This is a genomic window from Tardiphaga sp. 215_C5_N2_1, from assembly GCF_052076055.1.
GTDB lineage: Bacteria > Pseudomonadota > Alphaproteobacteria > Rhizobiales > Xanthobacteraceae > Tardiphaga > Tardiphaga robiniae.
On sequence record NZ_CP197240.1, the window covers coordinates 214048 to 231603 of the forward strand.

Here is a 17556-nt window from a genome sequence, read left to right on the forward strand (position 1 = left end):
CAGCTCGCCGCCTCAGACCACCTTGCCTTGTCGCAATTCGGCGATCTCTTCGGCGCCAAAGCCAAATTCGGCGAGTAGCTCCTCCGTCTGCTCGCCGACTTCTGGCGGCCGCGCGGCCATGTGGCTCGGCGTGCGTGACAGCGTGAAGGGCTGACCGACCAGCCTGATTTTGCGGTTCTGGTCGTTGGGAACGTCCTGCGCTAGGCCGAGGTGCTTGACCTGCGCATCGGCGAATATCTGGTCGACGGAGTAGATCGGACCGCAGGGCACGCCGGCGGCGTTGAGGTCGTTGACCCATTCCTCGGTCGATCGCTTCTCGGTGCAGGCGCTGATCGCGGCGTTGAGCGCGTCGCGGTTCTTCGAGCGCGCGGGGCCGGTGGCGTAATCGGGATGGGTGATCAGTTCGGGGGCGCCGATCGCCTGGGCGCAGCGCTCCCAGATCTTGCCGCCGGTGGTGGCGATGTTGATGTAACCGTCGGAGGTCTTGAACACGCCGGTGGGAATGCTGGTCGGGTGGTTGTTGCCGGCCTGCTTGGGCACGTCCTGTTCCATCAGCCAGCGGGCGGCCTGGAAATCCAGCATGAAGATCTGGGCCTGCAGCAGCGAAGTCTGCACCCACTGGCCCTGGCCGGACACATCGCGTTCCAGCAGCGCTGTAAGGACGCCCAGCGCGCAGAACAGCCCGGCGGTGAGATCAGCCACGGGAATGCCGACCCGCATCGGGCCTTCGCCGGGGGCGCCTGTGATCGACATCAACCCGCCCATGCCCTGGGCGATCTGATCGAAGCCCGGTCGCTTGTGATAGGGGCCGTCCTGGCCGAAGCCGGAGATACTGCCGTAGACGATGCCGGGATTGATCGCCTTCAGGCTCTCATAATCGATGCCGAGCCGGGCCTTAACATCCGGTCGGAAATTCTCGACCACGACATCGGCTTTCTCGACCAGGCGTTTGAACACCGCGAGACCGCGCGGGTCCTTCAGGTTCAGGGTCATGGCCCGCTTGTTGCGGTGCAGGTTCTGGAAGTCCGAGCCCTGCCGCGGGCCGCCGGGCTGTTCTCCCGCGGCGTCGTCGCTCAGCGCATCGATCTTGATGACATTGGCCCCCCAATCCGCGAACTGCCGCACCGCTGTCGGGCCCGAGCGGATCCGGGTGAGGTCGAGAACGGTAAAGCGGGAGAGGGCCTGCGAGGCACGCGGGAAGGGCATTCAGAAGGCTCCGGGATGACGTAAGGTTGGGCCGAGACATTACCTTTCGCGCAAACCGGCGGGCTTGTCATGCCCCTGCAACCGCCAGCGAGGCGTACAGCCATGCCCTCTCTGCGTAAAGTCCATGCAACCGGGATGTCACAACCGGTTGCAATTGCGCTCCGAACGCACGCAACAACTTGCCCCTCGATCTAACCGGTTGATTGCTAAGGTATTATTTGGAGTTTTGCGTATGTTTGGGTATTCTTTTGGGACTTATCGTTTTCGCGGTCGGCTACACGCTGGCGATGCGGGTCATGGCCGGCAGGGCGGACTTGCATGGCGAGTTTATTCAGACGGACGAGCGGATTGCCGTGGCCGCGCCGTCGCTTCTGGCCACGTAGCAAGCTATCTGCCGAAGGGATTATTGCCTGTAACGCGCCGGTAGTTAGGGGCCCGGCCCGACGAAAACATATGTGGTGCCTTTGGCGAAGCCGGAGCGTTGTCATGCCGGGCGCGCTGCAACGAGTGAGGGGCACCGTACGGAGAATTGTGCTCTCTTAAGATGGCATGCGCGCTGAAATAGGCTTGCGAAGTATTCTCATCATAGCCGATTGGCTGTGATGGAAGCGCTTTGATTTGGCGTGTGCCTAAAGCTCTCGGCAGCCGATAGATACCGCGCTATCGCTGTGCCTATCTTGTCAGTGAGAATGTGGCTAGGCGCACCATCGCTGTACAATAGCTTCGCTTTTATTCCGCCTCAGTCAGTGATTGGGCGCGACGGGGCGTTAACGCCTCGGCATCAATCTGGCTACGCGCAATTGCATTCGAGCCATTTATCATGCCGCTCGGTGAAACTACGATGGCGCTCCGGATCAAGGCGACAGATGGCGGGAAGAATGACAAAGAGCATAGTTCTAGGGGCGAGTGGTATCGTGGGCCACTATATCGTCGAGCGTCTTGTCGCAGATGGCCAGCGGCCCCTTGCTGTATCGCGTAAACAGCGTCGGGCGGTTGATGCCGATTGGCTAGTCGCGGATCTGGCGGTGCCGACGTCATTGGACTTGACTGAAGTCAGCACACTCTATTGCACGGCCCACGTCGGACTTTTAGCGGAATCGCTTCCTCACTTTGTGATTCCGAACCTCAAGCGGGTGGTAGCTTTCACCTCGACCAGCATAGTGACCAAGCGAAACTCTGAAATCGCTGAGGAGCGAGCACACGTCCGTCATTGGGAAGAAGCGGAGCGACGAGTAATTGAAGTTTGCGAGCGACTTGGCATTGTCTGGACGGTATTGCGGCCGACCATCATCTATGCGGAGGGGCGCGATGCCAATATCACCAGGCTTGCGCGATTGATTCAAAAGATCAGTTTCATGCCGCTTGCGGGCACGGGCGCTGGCCTGCGGCAGCCAGTGCATGCAGAAGATCTGGCCATTGGCGCCATCGCAGCTGCTCGAAGTCCGGCTGCAGAAAACAAAATCTACGCTGTGCCCGGCACCGAGATCCTCAGCTATCGCGAAATGATAGGACGTATTTTTGACGGATTGCACAAACGGCGTTGCATTGTTTCCGTCCCGCCATTCCTATGGCGCGCGGCATTTGCGTTGGCTGGCCCCTTCGTTCCCAACGCAAACGTGGCAATGGGGATGCGAATGTCCCAAGACATGATCTTCGACCCGAAGCCTGCCATCGCCGATTTTGACTGGAGTCCACGACCGTTTCGACCGGTGTTCAGGTAAGGACCGGAGTATCTAGCTTTTTGCCGCGAGGCTTGAACGCCTTGCCAGCAAGGCATCAGCATATACCAATGCCATCCTTAGCCGAAATGTCCTCTGATCGAATTCCTCGAATGCGCGCGCTTGACCCGCTGAACCCAGTCGTTGCGCAAATGCCGGATCGTCTAAAATGCGATTCAGCGCCGAGGCGAGTGCCTGTGCGTTGCGCGGTGGGACTGTTAGAGCCTCTTTGCCATGCCGAGCGACAAGGGGGACGGTGGTCGTCAGCATCGTATTAACCACCGGCAAGCCGGCCGCCATGGCTTCGACCTGAACAATTCCGAACGCTTCCGCGTCCGTAACCGAAGGGAATGCAAATACCTGTGCTGCATGAAATAGCCGGTGGATTTCGTCTCTCTCTAGTCGCCCGGCGAAACGTATTCGGTCGGCCACGCCAAGTTCAATTGCCAGTTTCTGTAGATTGGACAGTAGTGGGCCTTCTCCTATGATCGTAGCGTGTCCATCGATTTGGCGCATGGCGTGCAGGAGAACGTCGTAACCTTTGTAACCGACCAAACGTCCAAGGCAGACGATATGACGTGGCATGGCTTGCTGTTCACCGGCGATCGCCGTGTTCTCGGGAGACGCTTTCCGCCAGTATTCCAGATCCATGCCGTAGGGCATAATCACGCATTTGCCCGCATGGGGCCGAAGGAATTCGGAGCCGTCGATGATCGGTTGCCCGGAGACGACGATACGATCGGCGCGCGCGAGTACAGAGCGCAGCATTGGTGACACAAGCTTCTTGAGCAACGAGTAACCTACGATGTCGGCGTGCCAATAGACGACCAAAGCGACGTGTTTCGGCAGGCCAAGTAGGATTGCTGCATCGTTGAGCGGGAACGGGGCGTGGTGAACGACGAGGTCGGCGGTGCGCGTGTGGCCGATAAGGATCGGGATGTAAGCCGGTGCCAGGGGCATGGAGAACAATGTGCCAAGCGAGGCAACTGCTTCGACAGCAGTGCCATCAATCGTATAGCTACGCGCTGTACCTGATCGCCGTGCGCAAAGGATGGAATGTTCCTCGCCCGACCGTGCGCCAGCTGTCAGATGAGAGATGACAGCCGGTATTCCGCCTTCTATGTCTGGCCGATAGATCTTGTAGGAATGTAAGATACGCAACTGTCTGTCCCACAGCTATCCCCTCTGTGGGGAGTATCGCGTTGGCAGGTTATCGGCTGCTGGTGACCCGCAGGCGCAGCGCATCCGCTGCAACAGCAGCCAGCACCTATTCGTGATGGTTGAAAAAGCGAAAGCCGTGCTTCTTCACAAGCTCATCACGTTCGGCAAGCTTCAGATCCTCGCGCATCATTTCGCTCACCAGTTCGCGGAACGGTGTCTTCGGCGACCATCCGAGCTGTCGCTTTGCCTTGGAGGCGTCGCCCAGCAATGTCTCGACTTCAGCAGGGCGGAAATAGCGAGGGTCGATTGCCACGATGCACTGCCCTGTCTCTGCATCGTAGCCTCTTTCCTCGACGCCTTCACCGGCCCAGCGCACCTTGATGCCAACTTCCTCCGCGGCATAGCTGACGAAATCCCGGACGGAATACTGTTCGCCGGTGGCGATCACGTAGTCCTCAGCCTTTTCCTGCTGCAACATTAGCCACTGCATTTCGACATAGTCGCGGGCGTGTCCCCAGTCACGCTTGGCGTCGAGATTGCCAAGATGCACACGATCTTGCAGGCCCAACTTAATGCGCGCCAGCGCACGGGTAATCTTGCGCGTCACGAATGTCTCGCCGCGTAGTGGCGACTCGTGGTTGAATAGAATGCCATTGCATGCGTACATGCCGTAGGCTTCACGGTAATTCACCGTGATCCAATAGGCGTAAAGCTTGGCGACGGCATAGGGGGACCGCGGGTAGAATGGCGTAGTTTCCCTCTGCGGCGTTTCCTGTACGAGCCCATACAATTCGGACGTCGAGGCCTGATAGAAACGAGATTTGTTCTCCAGGCCGAGAATGCGCAGCGCTTCAAGAATGCGGAGCGTGCCGAGGGCATCGGAATTCGCTGTATATTCCGGTTCCTCGAATGACACTGCGACATGGCTCTGCGCTGCCAGATTGTAGACCTCGTCTGGCTGCACTTCCTCGACGATTCGGATCAAACTGGAAGAATCCGTCAGATCGCCGTGGTGTAGAGTGAAGTCCAGACCCTTCTCGTGAGGGTCGTGGTAGAGATGGTCGATGCGGTCGGTATTAATAAGCGACGTCCGGCGCTTGATGCCGTGAACCGAGTAACCCTTGGTCAACAGCAGCTCCGCCAGATAGGCACCGTCCTGTCCAGTAACGCCTGTGATCAATGCGGTCTTCTTTTTCATCGAACAAGCTCTCTCGATTGTGGGCCGGTCGCACGGTCACCAAAGCGTAGTAATTTACCCGGGCAAAAATGACAGGGCGGCCTCGCGCTCAACTCGACGTTTGCTCGCGATGGCCGTAGGGCAGATAGCGCGTCGCTTACAAGGTAGCAACACATACGAGAACTTGGCTTCTGGGCTGCAATTGGCATGCCGCAGCGTCCTCATCGATTTGGACTCGTGCAAATCGATGAGCAGCGGTATTGGGGCAGACAACCTCGAGTGTCGCGCATGCTCCTGAGGTCTCGGTTTCTGCGAAACCGGTTACAGAAATTGTGTGCTTTGATAGAGAGGGAGGCTCCAGTAATCGCAGCTTGGTTCGGCAAAAGTGGCCTGGGAAAAGCTGTAAGCCCCGTTGAGTTCCGTCGCGTTTGGCATGCGGGCTGGTAGACGGCCGAAAGGGTTTCGTAGGGTTATGCATAACTTACTGGCATTCGCGACGATCATGGATGTCGGCGTTTTCGCGGATTGGCTTCGTGGCTACGATGAACTGACCTTCGTAACGGGAGCAGGACTTGGTGCTGTGTTTGTTTTGGGCGCATTCCTGCCGTTCCCGCGAACGGTATTGCTGATCCTTTCTGGGGCAATTTTTGGCTTGCAGGCGCTCGCCGTGGTCATCCCGAGCGCAGCTTTGGGGGCCTCGCTTGCCTTCTTGCTGGCGCGCATTCTTTTTCGTGAACGGGTTTCTGAATTTATTCATAGGCGCCCTCGGTTTAGTGGCGTGGCATCCGCCGTTGATGCAGCCGGATGGCAAGTGGTGGCGATCATGCGTCTTGGTGTTCCGGTTCCGAGTGCCGTCCAGAACTACCTCTTTGCAGTCACAAAGATTGGTGTCACGCCGTTCATTTTATGTACGTTTTTGTTCACGATCCCCCAGATGGCACTGTTTGTCTATCTCGGCGCGTCAAGTCGGGCTGCTCTGTCAGAGGACTATATTCCTATTCAGAGCCAGATTTCGTGGGCGTTTGGCTCACTGATGACGGTGCTTTTGATTATCGTCATCGGCCGCCAGTCGAATCTCAGATTGCACGCGCTCGCCGCCCACGCCCGAAAATCATCTTGATAAAGCCTACAGCTCGGCGCCCGCAGCTCGGATAGGCCCGTTTATGCTTCCGCTTTTCGGCTAAATGGACTACCTCGCTCGGTGAGAGCGGGGGGCCGCAGGATTGAGGTGAGGAAAAGCGATGGATTTGCTACCGTTCGAAGCCGCGCTAGCGGGGCGCAAAGTCCTCGTGACGGGCACGACGGGCTTCACCGGGGGGTGGGCGTCATTGTGGCTCGACCTCATCGGTGTACGCGTTGCGGGATTTTCGTTGCCGCCGGAAACCCGCCCAAATTTGTTTGGTGCGCTGGCGCTCGGGGCCGTTCCGACCACTTTCGGCGATATTACTGATCTGCCTGCGCTCACCGCTGCCGTTGACGAATTTCAGCCGGAATTGCTGCTGCACTTGGCAGCACAACCCTTGGTGCGAAAATCTTATCGCGAGCCTCTCCGAACGTTCGAGGTCAATGCCCAAGGTACGGGGAATGTGCTCGAGGTGGCCCGCCGATGTAAGAGTGTTCGGGGCGTGCTGTGCATCACGACCGACAAGGTTTACCGCAATCAAGAATGGTCGTGGCCGTACCGCGAAAATGATGAGCTTGGCGGTAAGGATCCCTACAGCGCCTCAAAGTCGGCAGCCGAGATTGTGATCCAGAGCTATGCCGCGTCGTTTAGTTGGAATAAGGGCGAAGGGCCTGCGATCGCAACAGCGCGAGGCGGGAACATTGTCGGCGGAGGCGACTGGTCCGAAGATCGACTTGTTCCTGATTTCGTTCGGGCCGTTATTGACAATAAGACGCTGACATTGCGCTACCCAGATGCCACCAGGCCATGGCAGCATGTTTTGGCCTTGGTGCAGGGGTATCTGATGCTACTGGCTGGTCTCGTATCGGATGATCCGGCCCGGTTCGCACGGGCATGGAATTTAGGGCCACTGGATCCACGGCAGTTCTCGGTGAGAGATGTTCTGGAGTTGATGGCCAATCACTGGCAGCGTCCGGCGATCGACTACATGGACAATCCAGTTCATGAGGCCGGCGCTTTGGCGCTCGACAGCAGCAATGCGCGTAACATCCTCGGCTGGATACCTCCGTGGAGCACGGAGAAAGTCATCGAGGAAACGGCGAAGTGGTACCGTGGCTATTACGCCGCGCCAGAATCGGCGGCGGCGATGAGTCGCGATCAGATCAATGCCTGGCGGGCCGCGCTGCGATGAACTTGGTAGTTGGTGCACGTGGTCGATTGGGTAGGAGTTTGATCTCCCATCTTCCCGTTTCTAAAACGGTTGCGCTGGATCGATCGGTTTATGCCGGTTGGACCCGTTCAAAGGCGGCGGGAGCTGTCGCCGACTTCCTCAAGGAATATTCAGGCGCTGACGATGTCATCTATATCGCTGCCGGCCTGACCGATCCAAAGCGATCGCTTGAGGATCATCTGCAGGTCAATCTGGATTTGGCGAGAAACATCATCGAGGGGGCTTCGCGGCAGGGAATACGGGTGGTGACGTTTGGCACGATCATGGAAGAGATTGTCGGCCGCGACACCCCAAATCCGTATTTTAGTAGCAAGCAGCGTCTCAATGACTACGTTGTCGCAGCATCTCGCGGGGAGAATGTGCTGCATGTCCGGCTTCATACGCTTTATGGCGGCGGGGCACCCGCGCCCCATATGTTTCTTGGTCAGTTATTTGATGCTATCCGGAAAAAGGAGATTTTCCGGATGTCTGCTGGCACGCAATTGCGAGAGTATCATCATGTCGAGGATGATGTCGTCGCTATCGAACAGCTAGTATCTACGGGCGCTACCGGGCCAGTTAATCTCAGTCATGGCGCCCCCGTTCAGCTATGCGCTTTAGCTCGCCATGTCTGCGAGCAGTTCGATTGCCTCGATCGTTTAGCAGTTGGTGCAATTCACGCGGCGGGAAGTGAAAACTTCGATCGGATATTCGAGCGCCCGGCAGATCTGGGCGATATCGTCTTCCGGGACACTTTAGCTGCTGTGGTTGAGGATCTCAAAATCGCAACTCGACAAGAAATAATGTAGTTTTGCCCCATGGATTGCTTGGAGAACTCAGGAAAACGGACGCTCGTATCGATTTCGATCCCGGTCCTCAACGAGGCCGATAACCTCGATGCGCTATATCAACGCCTGAACAGTGTTGCGGCGATCATGGCTCCGAAATGCGATCTGGAGTTTGTTTTCACCGACAACCATTCCGACGATGCGACTTGGCGAAAGTTGTCCGATTTTGCGGCGCGGGATTCGCGCGTGCGGGCGATACGTTTTTCCAAGAACGTCGGTTTTCAGCGATCGATTCTTGCGAATTATATGCATACGAGCGGCGATGCTGTGATGCAGATCGACGCAGACCTCCAGGATCCGCCAGAATTGCTCGAGGAGTTTTTCGGGCTCTGGCAAAGCGGAAATCGAGTGGTCTATGGTATCCGCCGGGGCCGCCGCGAAAACTTCTTTATCAATAAGTTTCGTCAATTCGGATATTGGTTCATCGACAGTATCAGCGAGTATCCCATTCCGCGCGACGTCGGCGACTTCAGGCTGATGGATCGAGCGGTGATTGATGCGCTCGTCAAATTCAAGTCGCCCAATCCATATTTGCGGGGCATCATTGCGGGGTTGGGATTCAGCCAGGTTGGGGTTGTCTATGATCGAGAGGCGCGCCTCGCTGGTGTCAGCAAATTTGGACTTTCTCGTCTAATCCGTCTTGGCCTGACCGCGATCTTCAATCACTCCGCCATACCGCTCCGGATCGCTTCGTTGATCGGTGGTGCTATGCTGGTCATGAGTGCGGTCGGAGCAGCCTATTTCGTGATCCTCAAGTTGCTGGATCCAGACTTGCCACAGGGTCTCGCAAGTATCCACGTGCTGGTTCTGTTCGGAATTGGGCTGCAATCATTCCTACTTGGAATTATTGGCGAGTACCTGCTCCGAATTTATCTGATTTTGCGGTCGGAGCCCGTAGCAATCGTGGATGAGGTCTTGAATTTTTCCAAGGCCGATTTGAAGCTGTGACGGCAGCCTGGGGAAGGCCGCCCCTCGCATCTTAGTTGGTGTGGGGTCCAAAATGGGGCCGATTCTAGCTTGCCGCAGTCCGCCTGCGTCAATTAAAAGCGGGGCCAGCGAGAGCGTGCAGCGAAGGAAAGCGCACCTATGAAAGCAGTTATTCTTGCCGGTGGGTTGGGCACTCGTATGAGTGAGGAAACCGACACCAAGCCGAAACCAATGGTCGAAGTCGGTGGGCGGCCGTTGATCTGGCATATCATGAAGACCTATAGCCGGCATGGCATCAACGAGTTCATCGTGTGTCTCGGCTACAAGGGTTACGTCATTAAAGAGTACTTCTTTAATTACTATCGCCACACGTCAAACCTTGAAATAGATCTTCGTGATGGTTCCGCCAAGGTACTGAGCTCGCAATCCGAAGACTGGAAGATCACGCTGGTCGACACCGGTGCCGAGACCATGACCGGCGGCCGACTGAAGAGAGTGCTGCCTTATCTCGCCAACGAGACCTTTTGCATGACCTACGGTGACGGTCTATCGGATATCGACATTACCAAAGAAATCGCCTTTCACCGATCGCGTGGGAAGCTAGCTACTGTGGCTGCGGTACAGCCTCCCGGGCGCTTTGGTGTCTTAGATATTGCTGATTCTGGGGTGGTCCGGGCATTCCGCGAGAAGCCGGCTGACGAGATCGGTTGGATCAACGGTGGATACTTTGTGCTCGAGCCGAAGGCGGTCGACTATATCGCCGGCGATGCCACGTCGTGGGAACAAGAGCCGCTTTTTGGTCTGGCGCGAGATGGGCAGCTGTCGGCATTCGAACATTCCGGCTTCTGGAAACCCTGTGACACGCTACGCGACAAGCGCGAAATGGAAGCGCTCTGGGATAGCGGCAATGCGCCCTGGCACACCTGGCCTGCGCGATGAGGCAAACGGCCAATCCAACTTTCTTAGTAAGGGTGCGCGCAGCGTTGCTTAGCCAAGTGCGTAATATCGTTGGCCTCACGATTTCTGTAGCCTGTATTGCCTTCATGGCGTGGCAGATCGACTTTCAAAGAGTTGGCGTAGCCATCGCTAATTTCAAGTGGCCCTATCTTCTGGTCGGGCTGGTTGCGCTGATATGCGACTATTCTATCCGCATCTTGCGCTGGTCGATCATGTTGGACGCTGCCGGAGCTCGTACGTCGTTTGCGCGTTGTGCAGCGCCGTTTCTCGGATCGATCGCTCTCAATAATGTGCTGCCAGCGCGGCTTGGTGACGTTATCCGTGCCTTCGTTTTTCCTTCCGCTCTCGGCATTACGAAGGTGGCCTCGACGGGAAGCCTCGTGCTTGAGCGTCTACTCGATCTGGCGACGCTGCTGTGTTTTCTGACGCTGGCGCTGCTCGCATTTCCGACTGCCACGGTGCCGGAAAGCATCAAGCTTTCTGCTTCGCTGTTGGCGGTGCTGACATTCGTAGGCTTGATCTCGGTCGTCGCATTCAGCGGGCTGTTTGCTAATCTGGCCTTGTATGGATCGAAACGGGATTTCGGCAAACTTACACCGCGGGTGCGAAATGTGCTGCTGGCGCTGCACTCCCTGCTGCTCGGATTTCGCGCGATGTCGAGGCCGCGCGCGTTGAGCATTGTAGTCGTTCTTTCGGCACTCGTCTGGACCGGCGAGGCGCTTTTTTTCTGGTCGTTCCTTGCCGGATTTGGAATTTCCACAAGCCCGGCTGCAGCCGGGTTGGCGATGACCATCGCTACCCTTGCCACCATGGTGCCGTCGTCACCTGGCTATATCGGGCCGTTTCATCTTGCTGCCTATGCTGCGACTACGATCTTGGGAAGTTCGCCAGAGATCTCCGCAAGCTTCGCGGTGCTGGCGCATGCTGGCATTTGGCTGCCAACGACGTTCGTCGGCGCCGTCGCGATTCTAAGCAATCCCAGCCTTTTCGCCGGTCGTAAGAAGATACTTTCGAACTCTGCCGCGATTGCGGTAGACCAGAACGAAACACTTGCAGCACCGCCGCAGTGAGATCGAGCCACGGAAAAGTAGCAAGCAGCGCCATGAACCTCCATGGTGAACATCATAGGATTGGTTGAATGAGTGCTGACTTACATGATGTCGTCCTTGTGGGTGCTGGTTTTACCGGGCTGGCCAGCGGCTATGTTCTGGCGAAGAAGGGCTATAAGGTGCTCCTCCTGGATGCGGACACCGCGGCTGGCGGGTTGGCCGGTACTTTCACGTTTTCGGACGGTGTGCGTCTGGAGAGATTTTATCACCACTGGTTCAACAATGATGTGTTTGTACCGGAACTGGTTGAGGAGTTGGGCCTTAAGGGCGACGTTGTCACGTTGCCAACTAATACCGGTATGTATTTCAACGGCCGACTATGGAAGCTGTCGACCCCGCTCGACCTGTTGAAATTTACAGCATTGCCGTTGATCGACCGGATCCGGCTTGGCTTGATCGTATTGCAGGTGCGCCGCATCAAGGATTGGCACAGCATTGAGCATCTCAGCATTCGCGAATGGCTGGAGTCACTTGCAGGCAAGCGGGTTTACGACGTTGTCTGGAAACCGCTCGTGGAATCGAAATTCTCGATCTATGCGGACGCCGTAAACGCTGTGTGGATGTGGAAGAAGCTGGTGCTGCGCGGCAGCACACGCAACGATAAGGGCGGTGAGGAACTAGCCTATTTCAAGGGCGGCTTTGGTCGCCTCGCAGACGCTATGGTGGAGGCGATTAGATCGCACGGCGGCGAGGTGCGTTTCAGTACGCGTGCCACAGGGGTGGTTACCGAGGGAGATAAGATCACACATCTCACCACAACCAGCGGTGACGTCGCTGGTAAACAATTTCTCTTCACGCCGGCATTTCCAATTATCGCTGACATTCTGCAGCAGGCTACAACGCCAGATTGGATCGATAGGCTGCGGCGGGTGCGTTATCTCGCCAATATGTGCCTGGTGTTGAGGCTGAAACATAGCTTGTCCAGCACCTATTGGCTTAATGTCAACGATCCTGGCTTCCCCTTCGTGGGCGTGATCGAGCATACCAATTTCGACGCGCCAGAGAACTACGCAGGCACGCACATCGCGTTTCTGTCGCGTTATTTGGCCAAGGAAGACCCCGTTTGGGGCTATGACGATGAACAGTATTGCCAGTTCGCGCTTGAACACCTGAAGCGCATGTTCCCGTCATTGGATCGTTCTTGGGTGGTTGATTACAAGGTCTGGCGCGCCGACTACGCTCAGCCCATCACCGAGCGGAACTACTCGCAATATGTTCCCGGTCGCGAAACTCCATTCAGGAACGCTTCCATTTCGACGATGGCCCAGATCTATCCGGAGGATCGTGGCACCAACTATGCTATCCGCGAAGGTCGTGATGTGGCACGTCACATCTCCGATCTTTTGGAAAGCGAGCGGGGATGACCCATCTGCCAACAGTGCCGGCGATATTCTGGATTACCCTGGCAACAACGTTTGGTCTGATCTTCTGGTCGACGATCGTCGGACGCCGATTTGGCGCTCTGCTTCCAAATAAGCTGCGCCCAATCGCAGAGTTCTACTTGGCGCCTTCCCTGGGACTCGCATTTCTCACTGTCGTGGCCAGTATTCTCGGGCGGTGCGTGCCTGTCGGCCACAATCTATTAGTGCCGCTCGTCGCGTTCGGGGGGGCCGCATGGGCGTTCTTTTGCGAACCGAGCAAAGTCAGAATGTTCCGGCATGCGAGCGGCGTCGGTCTTTTCGGTTTGGCTTGTGGATCTAGTCTGCTCGTGCCGCTTCTCTTTTACGGTGCGTTCAACGCGCACAACGACGCCTTTACCTATCTGGCTCACAGCGGTTGGCTGCAAAGCCACAGCTTCTCCGAAAAGATTGCACCGGAGGCTGTTACACCGCTGACGACGCAGGTTCTTCTCTACCAGCAACTTGGTTTTCGGATGGGCGCGTCCTTCGTGCTCAGCTTTGTCCAGGCTCTGTCCGGTCTGCAGTGGACATACGACGTCTACCCGGCCGTGATTATTACCAGCGTTTCCGCGTGCTGCCTCTCCATCGGATTTCCGATCGCCCGTCCGCTCCGCCGACTGAGCAGGCCTTTACGATTTCTGGTCTTGACCTTACCCGCGTTCGGCGCCGGTGGCCTGGTTTTTGCGGCCAATTTCGGATTTCTGCCGCAAATCCTGGGAATGGCGTTTGCTTGCGCTGCATTATTTTTGCTTGGTCCGGTCGTCGATTGGGTTTCGCGAGCGCGCAAGATCGATGGCGCTTTCGTCAAAGCAGGCTTCGTCGGCGCGCTACTCATCAGCGCTCTGACAATGGCCTATTCCGAGCTTGTGCCATTTGTTGGTCTTGCCTTGGTAATTTCTGTTATCGTTCTGGTCGTTCGAAATCGAAGCTGGTCGTCGGTGACCGTTTTCGGCTTGATAGTGGTGGGCATATCTCTGCTCATTCTCAACGGCGAAGTTCTGCGTGCATACAATGCGCTAAAATTACAGTCCGGTGCCGTTGTCGGCTCGCCCGTCGCCTGGAGCTTACTGGGGTTCGTTGCCCACGCGATGGGCGTGCACGGCGCCGCCTGGGACGGCTTTCAATGGACGGCGCCGCAAGCGAGCTGGGCGACTTACCTTGGGGGCATCGCACTCTTTGTCGCCTTCGTTGCCCTCATGAGTTCGCTGACTACCTATAGGACATGGACGATGGTCTGCGAGCCTGTGCTGTTGCCAGCCGCCGTCATTCTTTCAGTGTTCGGACTCGGCATTGTTTACTTCCGATACGGGGTAGTCTCGCCGTTCAATGTTGGTCGAGGGCAAAGCTGGAGCCAATTCAAGTTATCCGACTGGGCGCATCCCTTCGTTTCGGCCTTTGCGCTGCTCGCTTTTCTTTCGATCCTGCCGAAGAGAAAGACATTGTCGCGACGGCTCATCATCTCGCTTTTTATTTGCGGGTTTCTAGGGGCCGGCGCGATCGCGAAGGGGCGGATCAGGCCATATGTGCAAAGCTATGACGGCCTGCGCGACATCGCACGATTTTACACCAACTTTCGCGAGGCGGTGCTCGATGCATGTCGTTTGGACGCCCCTGTATATCTAGCGCTCTCCGATCGGGATGAGAAGTTTAGACGGATCGCTGCACTTTATTTGCCAGATCGCGAAGTCCAGGCTGACTGGGATCCAGATGTTGGCGCTTGGTTGCCAGAAAGCAAAAGGCACGAGAAACTCACGGCCGATCAATGTATCGTAGAGCGACGATCCGCAAATCAGGTTGTCGCAAGCGGTCGCGCTATTGGGCCATTGGTCGTGGGCCGTTTGAACGAAAATGGGCATATTCGGACGCTCGCAACCGTGGCCGCGCATGAGCCGGAGAGCGACGGCAAGGATTGGTGGCAATGGACTGACAAGTCTATCGTGCTTCAATTGCAATCGCTGCGCGTGCCCACGCAGTTGCAGCGGACTAGAATCACTTTCAGATATCAAGCCCGTAGCACGCAAACGATAACCCTGAGGCTTAGCGGCGACGAAGGCGCGATCTCTCGTTCGTTTGCGGTGACAAGTAACGAGCTTGGGACCTTCGATGAGGTGCTCGACGTCCGACCAACGAGCGTTAGCCAGCTCGATATGACAACAGACGGGAAGGCCACTCCTCTTGGCGCTTCAGATATGAGGCTAGCTGCCTGGCGGGTAATGAACCTCAGTATTGAACCATCTCCCTAACACGATTAATCGGGCGAAGTCGTCACTTACCTAAACGTGAAAATGCTTTCGCCGACTGCGCATAACCAACCAGGATCGACGGTGACTATCAGCATTGTGATTATCGGCATCCTCTTTGCCGTATTTGGCGTCGTTTTGCCCGGCTGGGGATTGAAGCAGATCCTCTCGACGCGTGGAATGCATTTTCGCAGTGACACGCTCTCCACGATCCTTTCATCCTTCGCTCTCGGCGTTCACATCAATGCCATACTATTTCTGGCGGCCTGGACTTTTGCGCCTCTGGATCATCCCATTAGCGTTGCCGCTGCCCTGATAACCTTGAATCTTGCTGTCACGATTGCCGGTTGGTTCTCCGCAAAAGATGTTCATTTATCGCGAGACCCTGCGGCGGTTGTCATGTTGGCAATGGGTTGCGTGATTGGGGTCTTCGCCGCATATCGGTTTCCAAGTACTCTGGACTCTATCCAAGTCTTGCAAGTCCAAAACCTGATATTGGGACGAGCGGGCGGGCAACTTGTGGCGGATGGCTCTGCCGTCACCAAGTTATGGCACTTCTTTTTTGGCGGAATAGATGTGCCCGGCCAATCCGGCTTTGCTGGGCTTCTCTTTGTGCCGTCGCTGCTTCGCGTCGATATGCCTGTTGTCACCGTCGCCGCGGCCAACAAGGTTCTTCTGTTTGTGCTCGCGGCCTTCGTTTCACTTTATGCTGTACGCCAATTCCGCATAAAACCCGTATTGCTCGGTGCAACGCTTGTATTCGCGAATATGGCCCTAAGTAAGTTTGGATTTTATGGGCTGTTTGAGACCGGTAAAGATTCGATCTTCGCACTGTTGATGGCACTGGCATCGATGGCGGCTTCTTTAAACGCCGCTGACGAGCAGAATGAGCCAGGTCTCTACATGTCCAGTGCTATCTTGCTAGGTGCCATTTCCGTGCCCTACCTGATGATGTTCTGGGCGCTTTATTTCCTATTCTCCGGTGGAGCGATCCTCAAACGGTCATATAGGCTCGCAGCCTGGGCTATCGGAGCGCTCATGATATCCGTGGTTGGAATGCAAGCGTCTTTCGCGCGGCATGGACTTGTTCCCGCGCTTGCATTGGGCGTGTTTATTCTGTGGGGAATGAAGATTTTCGAGAGATGGACAAGGGGCAGAAGTTTCAAGATCAATACGCAAACTGGGATCGTATTGGGCTTTATCCCGCTGCTGTGCTTTTTCGGAATCTGGCTGGTTATGCCGATTGTCGGCAGGATCGTCATCGGCTTCGAGAATGGCATTCCGATTACGGAGTCCTATGCTCCTCTCGACGGCAAGATGTCCGCTGCTTACTTCTTGTTGGGGATGTACCCCATGAACAATCGATGGCTCGCTGTAGCGATCGTGTTGCTTTCGTCAATTTCGCCTATTTTATCTCCCCGGCTAAGGACGCCGTTCCTCCTGGCATTTTTCAGCTTTCTGCCGGTGACAACGCTTTTCGCCTTGCTGAATGTAAAGTTCAACATTTCGCTACTTTCGCATTTTAACCTTTGGGATATCACCCGAGACGCCGTTCAATGGTGTCTTGGCGTGTTTGGCGTCCTGCTTACGATACTTGGGCTGCAGGCGCGTTCTGATCGTTTTAGAAGTATTCCCGCTCTGCCTGTTCTCGTAGCAACGGTCATTTTTGTGATCGGAACCTCTCTAAATTACCAGGAGCACCTCCAGCTCTTGCGAGGTAAACCGATAGTTACTCGGTCAGGTGGATTTGATAATCCGGTGAGCGCAGCTGCAATGGATTTTACTTGGCGGGAAGCGCGCAACAGTGCGGTCTATGTTTCGAAGGAGTCGCCATTCGCGCGCGACTTTTATTCGTACCAAATGTTTGGAGCCAGAAAGTTTGATTATTTTGATGCATTGGTCGTCAGCACGGAATCAGAACAGGTGTTTCTCGCAAACAATCGTGATCTGGCATTGGTTCTGCGAGTTACCGAAACCAAGAGATCGAGCGGATTCGTTCAGGCAGTTGCGGATGACGCCTACATGATTAAGGCCGTGAATGACGGAAAAGGAGAACTGGATCTAGGTGGGGTGCCTCCGACTATCGTAAGTATAGCAGGTGCTTACGATATCGAGGCGGGGACGCAGGGTAGCTTCCGTTGGGTATCCCCCCAGTCTGCGCTGACGATAACCAGACTGCGAAACCCAGGCCAAGTGTTCTGCACGAAGCTGCGATTTATCAACGCTTGGAGCAGCGTTGATCTGCGGGTCAGAATCGAGGGGGGCACAGCTAATGTTGAAGTACCGATAGCGAGGGGGGCGGACTTTGCCACGCCAGCCGAAGTCAGCATTTGCGCTGCTACGGATAGTCTCGGTCTCGCGAATCTAAGGCTGGTAAGCGATCAGCCGCACCAACATTTTCCGAATGATTCTCGCAATATTGCTTACGGGCTGATTTGGCCTGTCCAATAGAGTTCGGTGGGAGCACCTCTCCAGCATTT

General features: G+C 56.1%; 14 protein-coding genes. 11 read left to right on the forward strand and 3 right to left on the reverse strand.

The features are described from left to right. Positions 1-12: 12 nt before the first annotated feature. On the reverse strand, positions 13-1206 hold the full coding sequence (locus AB7828_RS01015) for a CaiB/BaiF CoA transferase family protein (RefSeq protein WP_441229135.1): 1194 nt from the start codon (positions 1204-1206) through the stop codon (positions 13-15). A gap of 248 nt (positions 1207-1454) precedes the next feature. Between AB7828_RS01015 and AB7828_RS01020 the strand changes: the two genes are divergently transcribed. Together AB7828_RS01020 and AB7828_RS01025 are read left to right on the forward strand one after the other, a co-directional pair. Then, the gene (locus AB7828_RS01020) at positions 1455-1589 is read left to right on the forward strand and encodes a hypothetical protein (RefSeq protein WP_441229136.1); all 135 of its coding nucleotides are present in this window, start codon (positions 1455-1457) and stop codon (positions 1587-1589) included. 531 nt (positions 1590-2120) lie between these two features. Beyond that, positions 2121-2927: an SDR family oxidoreductase gene (locus AB7828_RS01025; RefSeq protein ID WP_441229137.1), complete on the forward strand. Its 807-nt coding sequence runs from the start codon at positions 2121-2123 to the stop codon at positions 2925-2927. Positions 2928-2939: 12 nt separating this feature from the next. On the opposite strand, the gene AB7828_RS01030 is transcribed toward AB7828_RS01025, so the two are convergent. Then, on the reverse strand, positions 2940-4085 hold the full coding sequence (locus AB7828_RS01030) for a glycosyltransferase (RefSeq protein ID WP_441229138.1): 1146 nt from the start codon (positions 4083-4085) through the stop codon (positions 2940-2942). A 106-nt stretch (positions 4086-4191) separates the two neighbouring features. Continuing rightward, entirely contained in the window at positions 4192-5283 is a 1092-nt protein-coding gene (gmd, locus tag AB7828_RS01035) for a GDP-mannose 4,6-dehydratase (RefSeq protein WP_441229139.1), read from the reverse strand. A 451-nt stretch (positions 5284-5734) separates the two neighbouring features. On the opposite strand from gmd, the gene AB7828_RS01040 reads away from it, so the two are divergent. From AB7828_RS01040 to AB7828_RS01080, 9 genes are all read left to right on the forward strand, one after another. After that, a complete protein-coding gene (locus AB7828_RS01040; protein ID WP_441229140.1) occupies positions 5735-6382 on the forward strand; it encodes a TVP38/TMEM64 family protein in 648 nt (215 codons plus the stop codon). Positions 6383-6503: 121 nt separating this feature from the next. Beyond that, positions 6504-7577 carry a CDP-glucose 4,6-dehydratase gene (rfbG, locus tag AB7828_RS01045; RefSeq protein ID WP_441229141.1) on the forward strand — a complete coding sequence of 358 codons (1074 nt, stop codon included), beginning with the start codon at positions 6504-6506 and terminating at the stop codon, positions 7575-7577. After that, positions 7574-8404 (forward strand): NAD-dependent epimerase/dehydratase family protein, encoded by an 831-nt coding sequence (locus AB7828_RS01050; RefSeq protein ID WP_441229142.1) that lies wholly within the window; start codon positions 7574-7576, stop codon positions 8402-8404. The genes rfbG and AB7828_RS01050 overlap by 4 nt, the downstream gene beginning before the upstream one ends. A 9-nt stretch (positions 8405-8413) precedes the next feature. Further along, positions 8414-9391, forward strand: coding sequence for a glycosyltransferase family 2 protein (locus tag AB7828_RS01055; protein ID WP_441229143.1), 978 nt, complete (start codon positions 8414-8416; stop codon positions 9389-9391). 138 nt (positions 9392-9529) lie between these two features. Next, the gene (gene rfbF / locus AB7828_RS01060; protein WP_441229144.1) at positions 9530-10309 is read left to right on the forward strand and encodes a glucose-1-phosphate cytidylyltransferase; all 780 of its coding nucleotides are present in this window, start codon (positions 9530-9532) and stop codon (positions 10307-10309) included. Further along, positions 10306-11397 (forward strand): lysylphosphatidylglycerol synthase transmembrane domain-containing protein, encoded by a 1092-nt coding sequence (locus tag AB7828_RS01065; RefSeq protein ID WP_441229145.1) that lies wholly within the window; start codon positions 10306-10308, stop codon positions 11395-11397. Before rfbF ends, AB7828_RS01065 begins: the two co-directional genes overlap by 4 nt. A gap of 68 nt (positions 11398-11465) precedes the next feature. Next, positions 11466-12800, forward strand: coding sequence for an NAD(P)/FAD-dependent oxidoreductase (locus tag AB7828_RS01070; RefSeq protein ID WP_441229146.1), 1335 nt, complete (start codon positions 11466-11468; stop codon positions 12798-12800). Beyond that, positions 12797-15079, forward strand: a complete 2283-nt coding sequence (locus AB7828_RS01075; RefSeq protein ID WP_441229147.1) for a hypothetical protein — start codon at positions 12797-12799, stop codon at positions 15077-15079. Before AB7828_RS01070 ends, AB7828_RS01075 begins: the two co-directional genes overlap by 4 nt. Before the next feature lie 81 nt (positions 15080-15160). After that, positions 15161-17527, forward strand: coding sequence for a hypothetical protein (locus AB7828_RS01080; RefSeq protein WP_441229148.1), 2367 nt, complete (start codon positions 15161-15163; stop codon positions 17525-17527). The last annotated feature ends 29 nt before the right edge of the window (positions 17528-17556 follow it).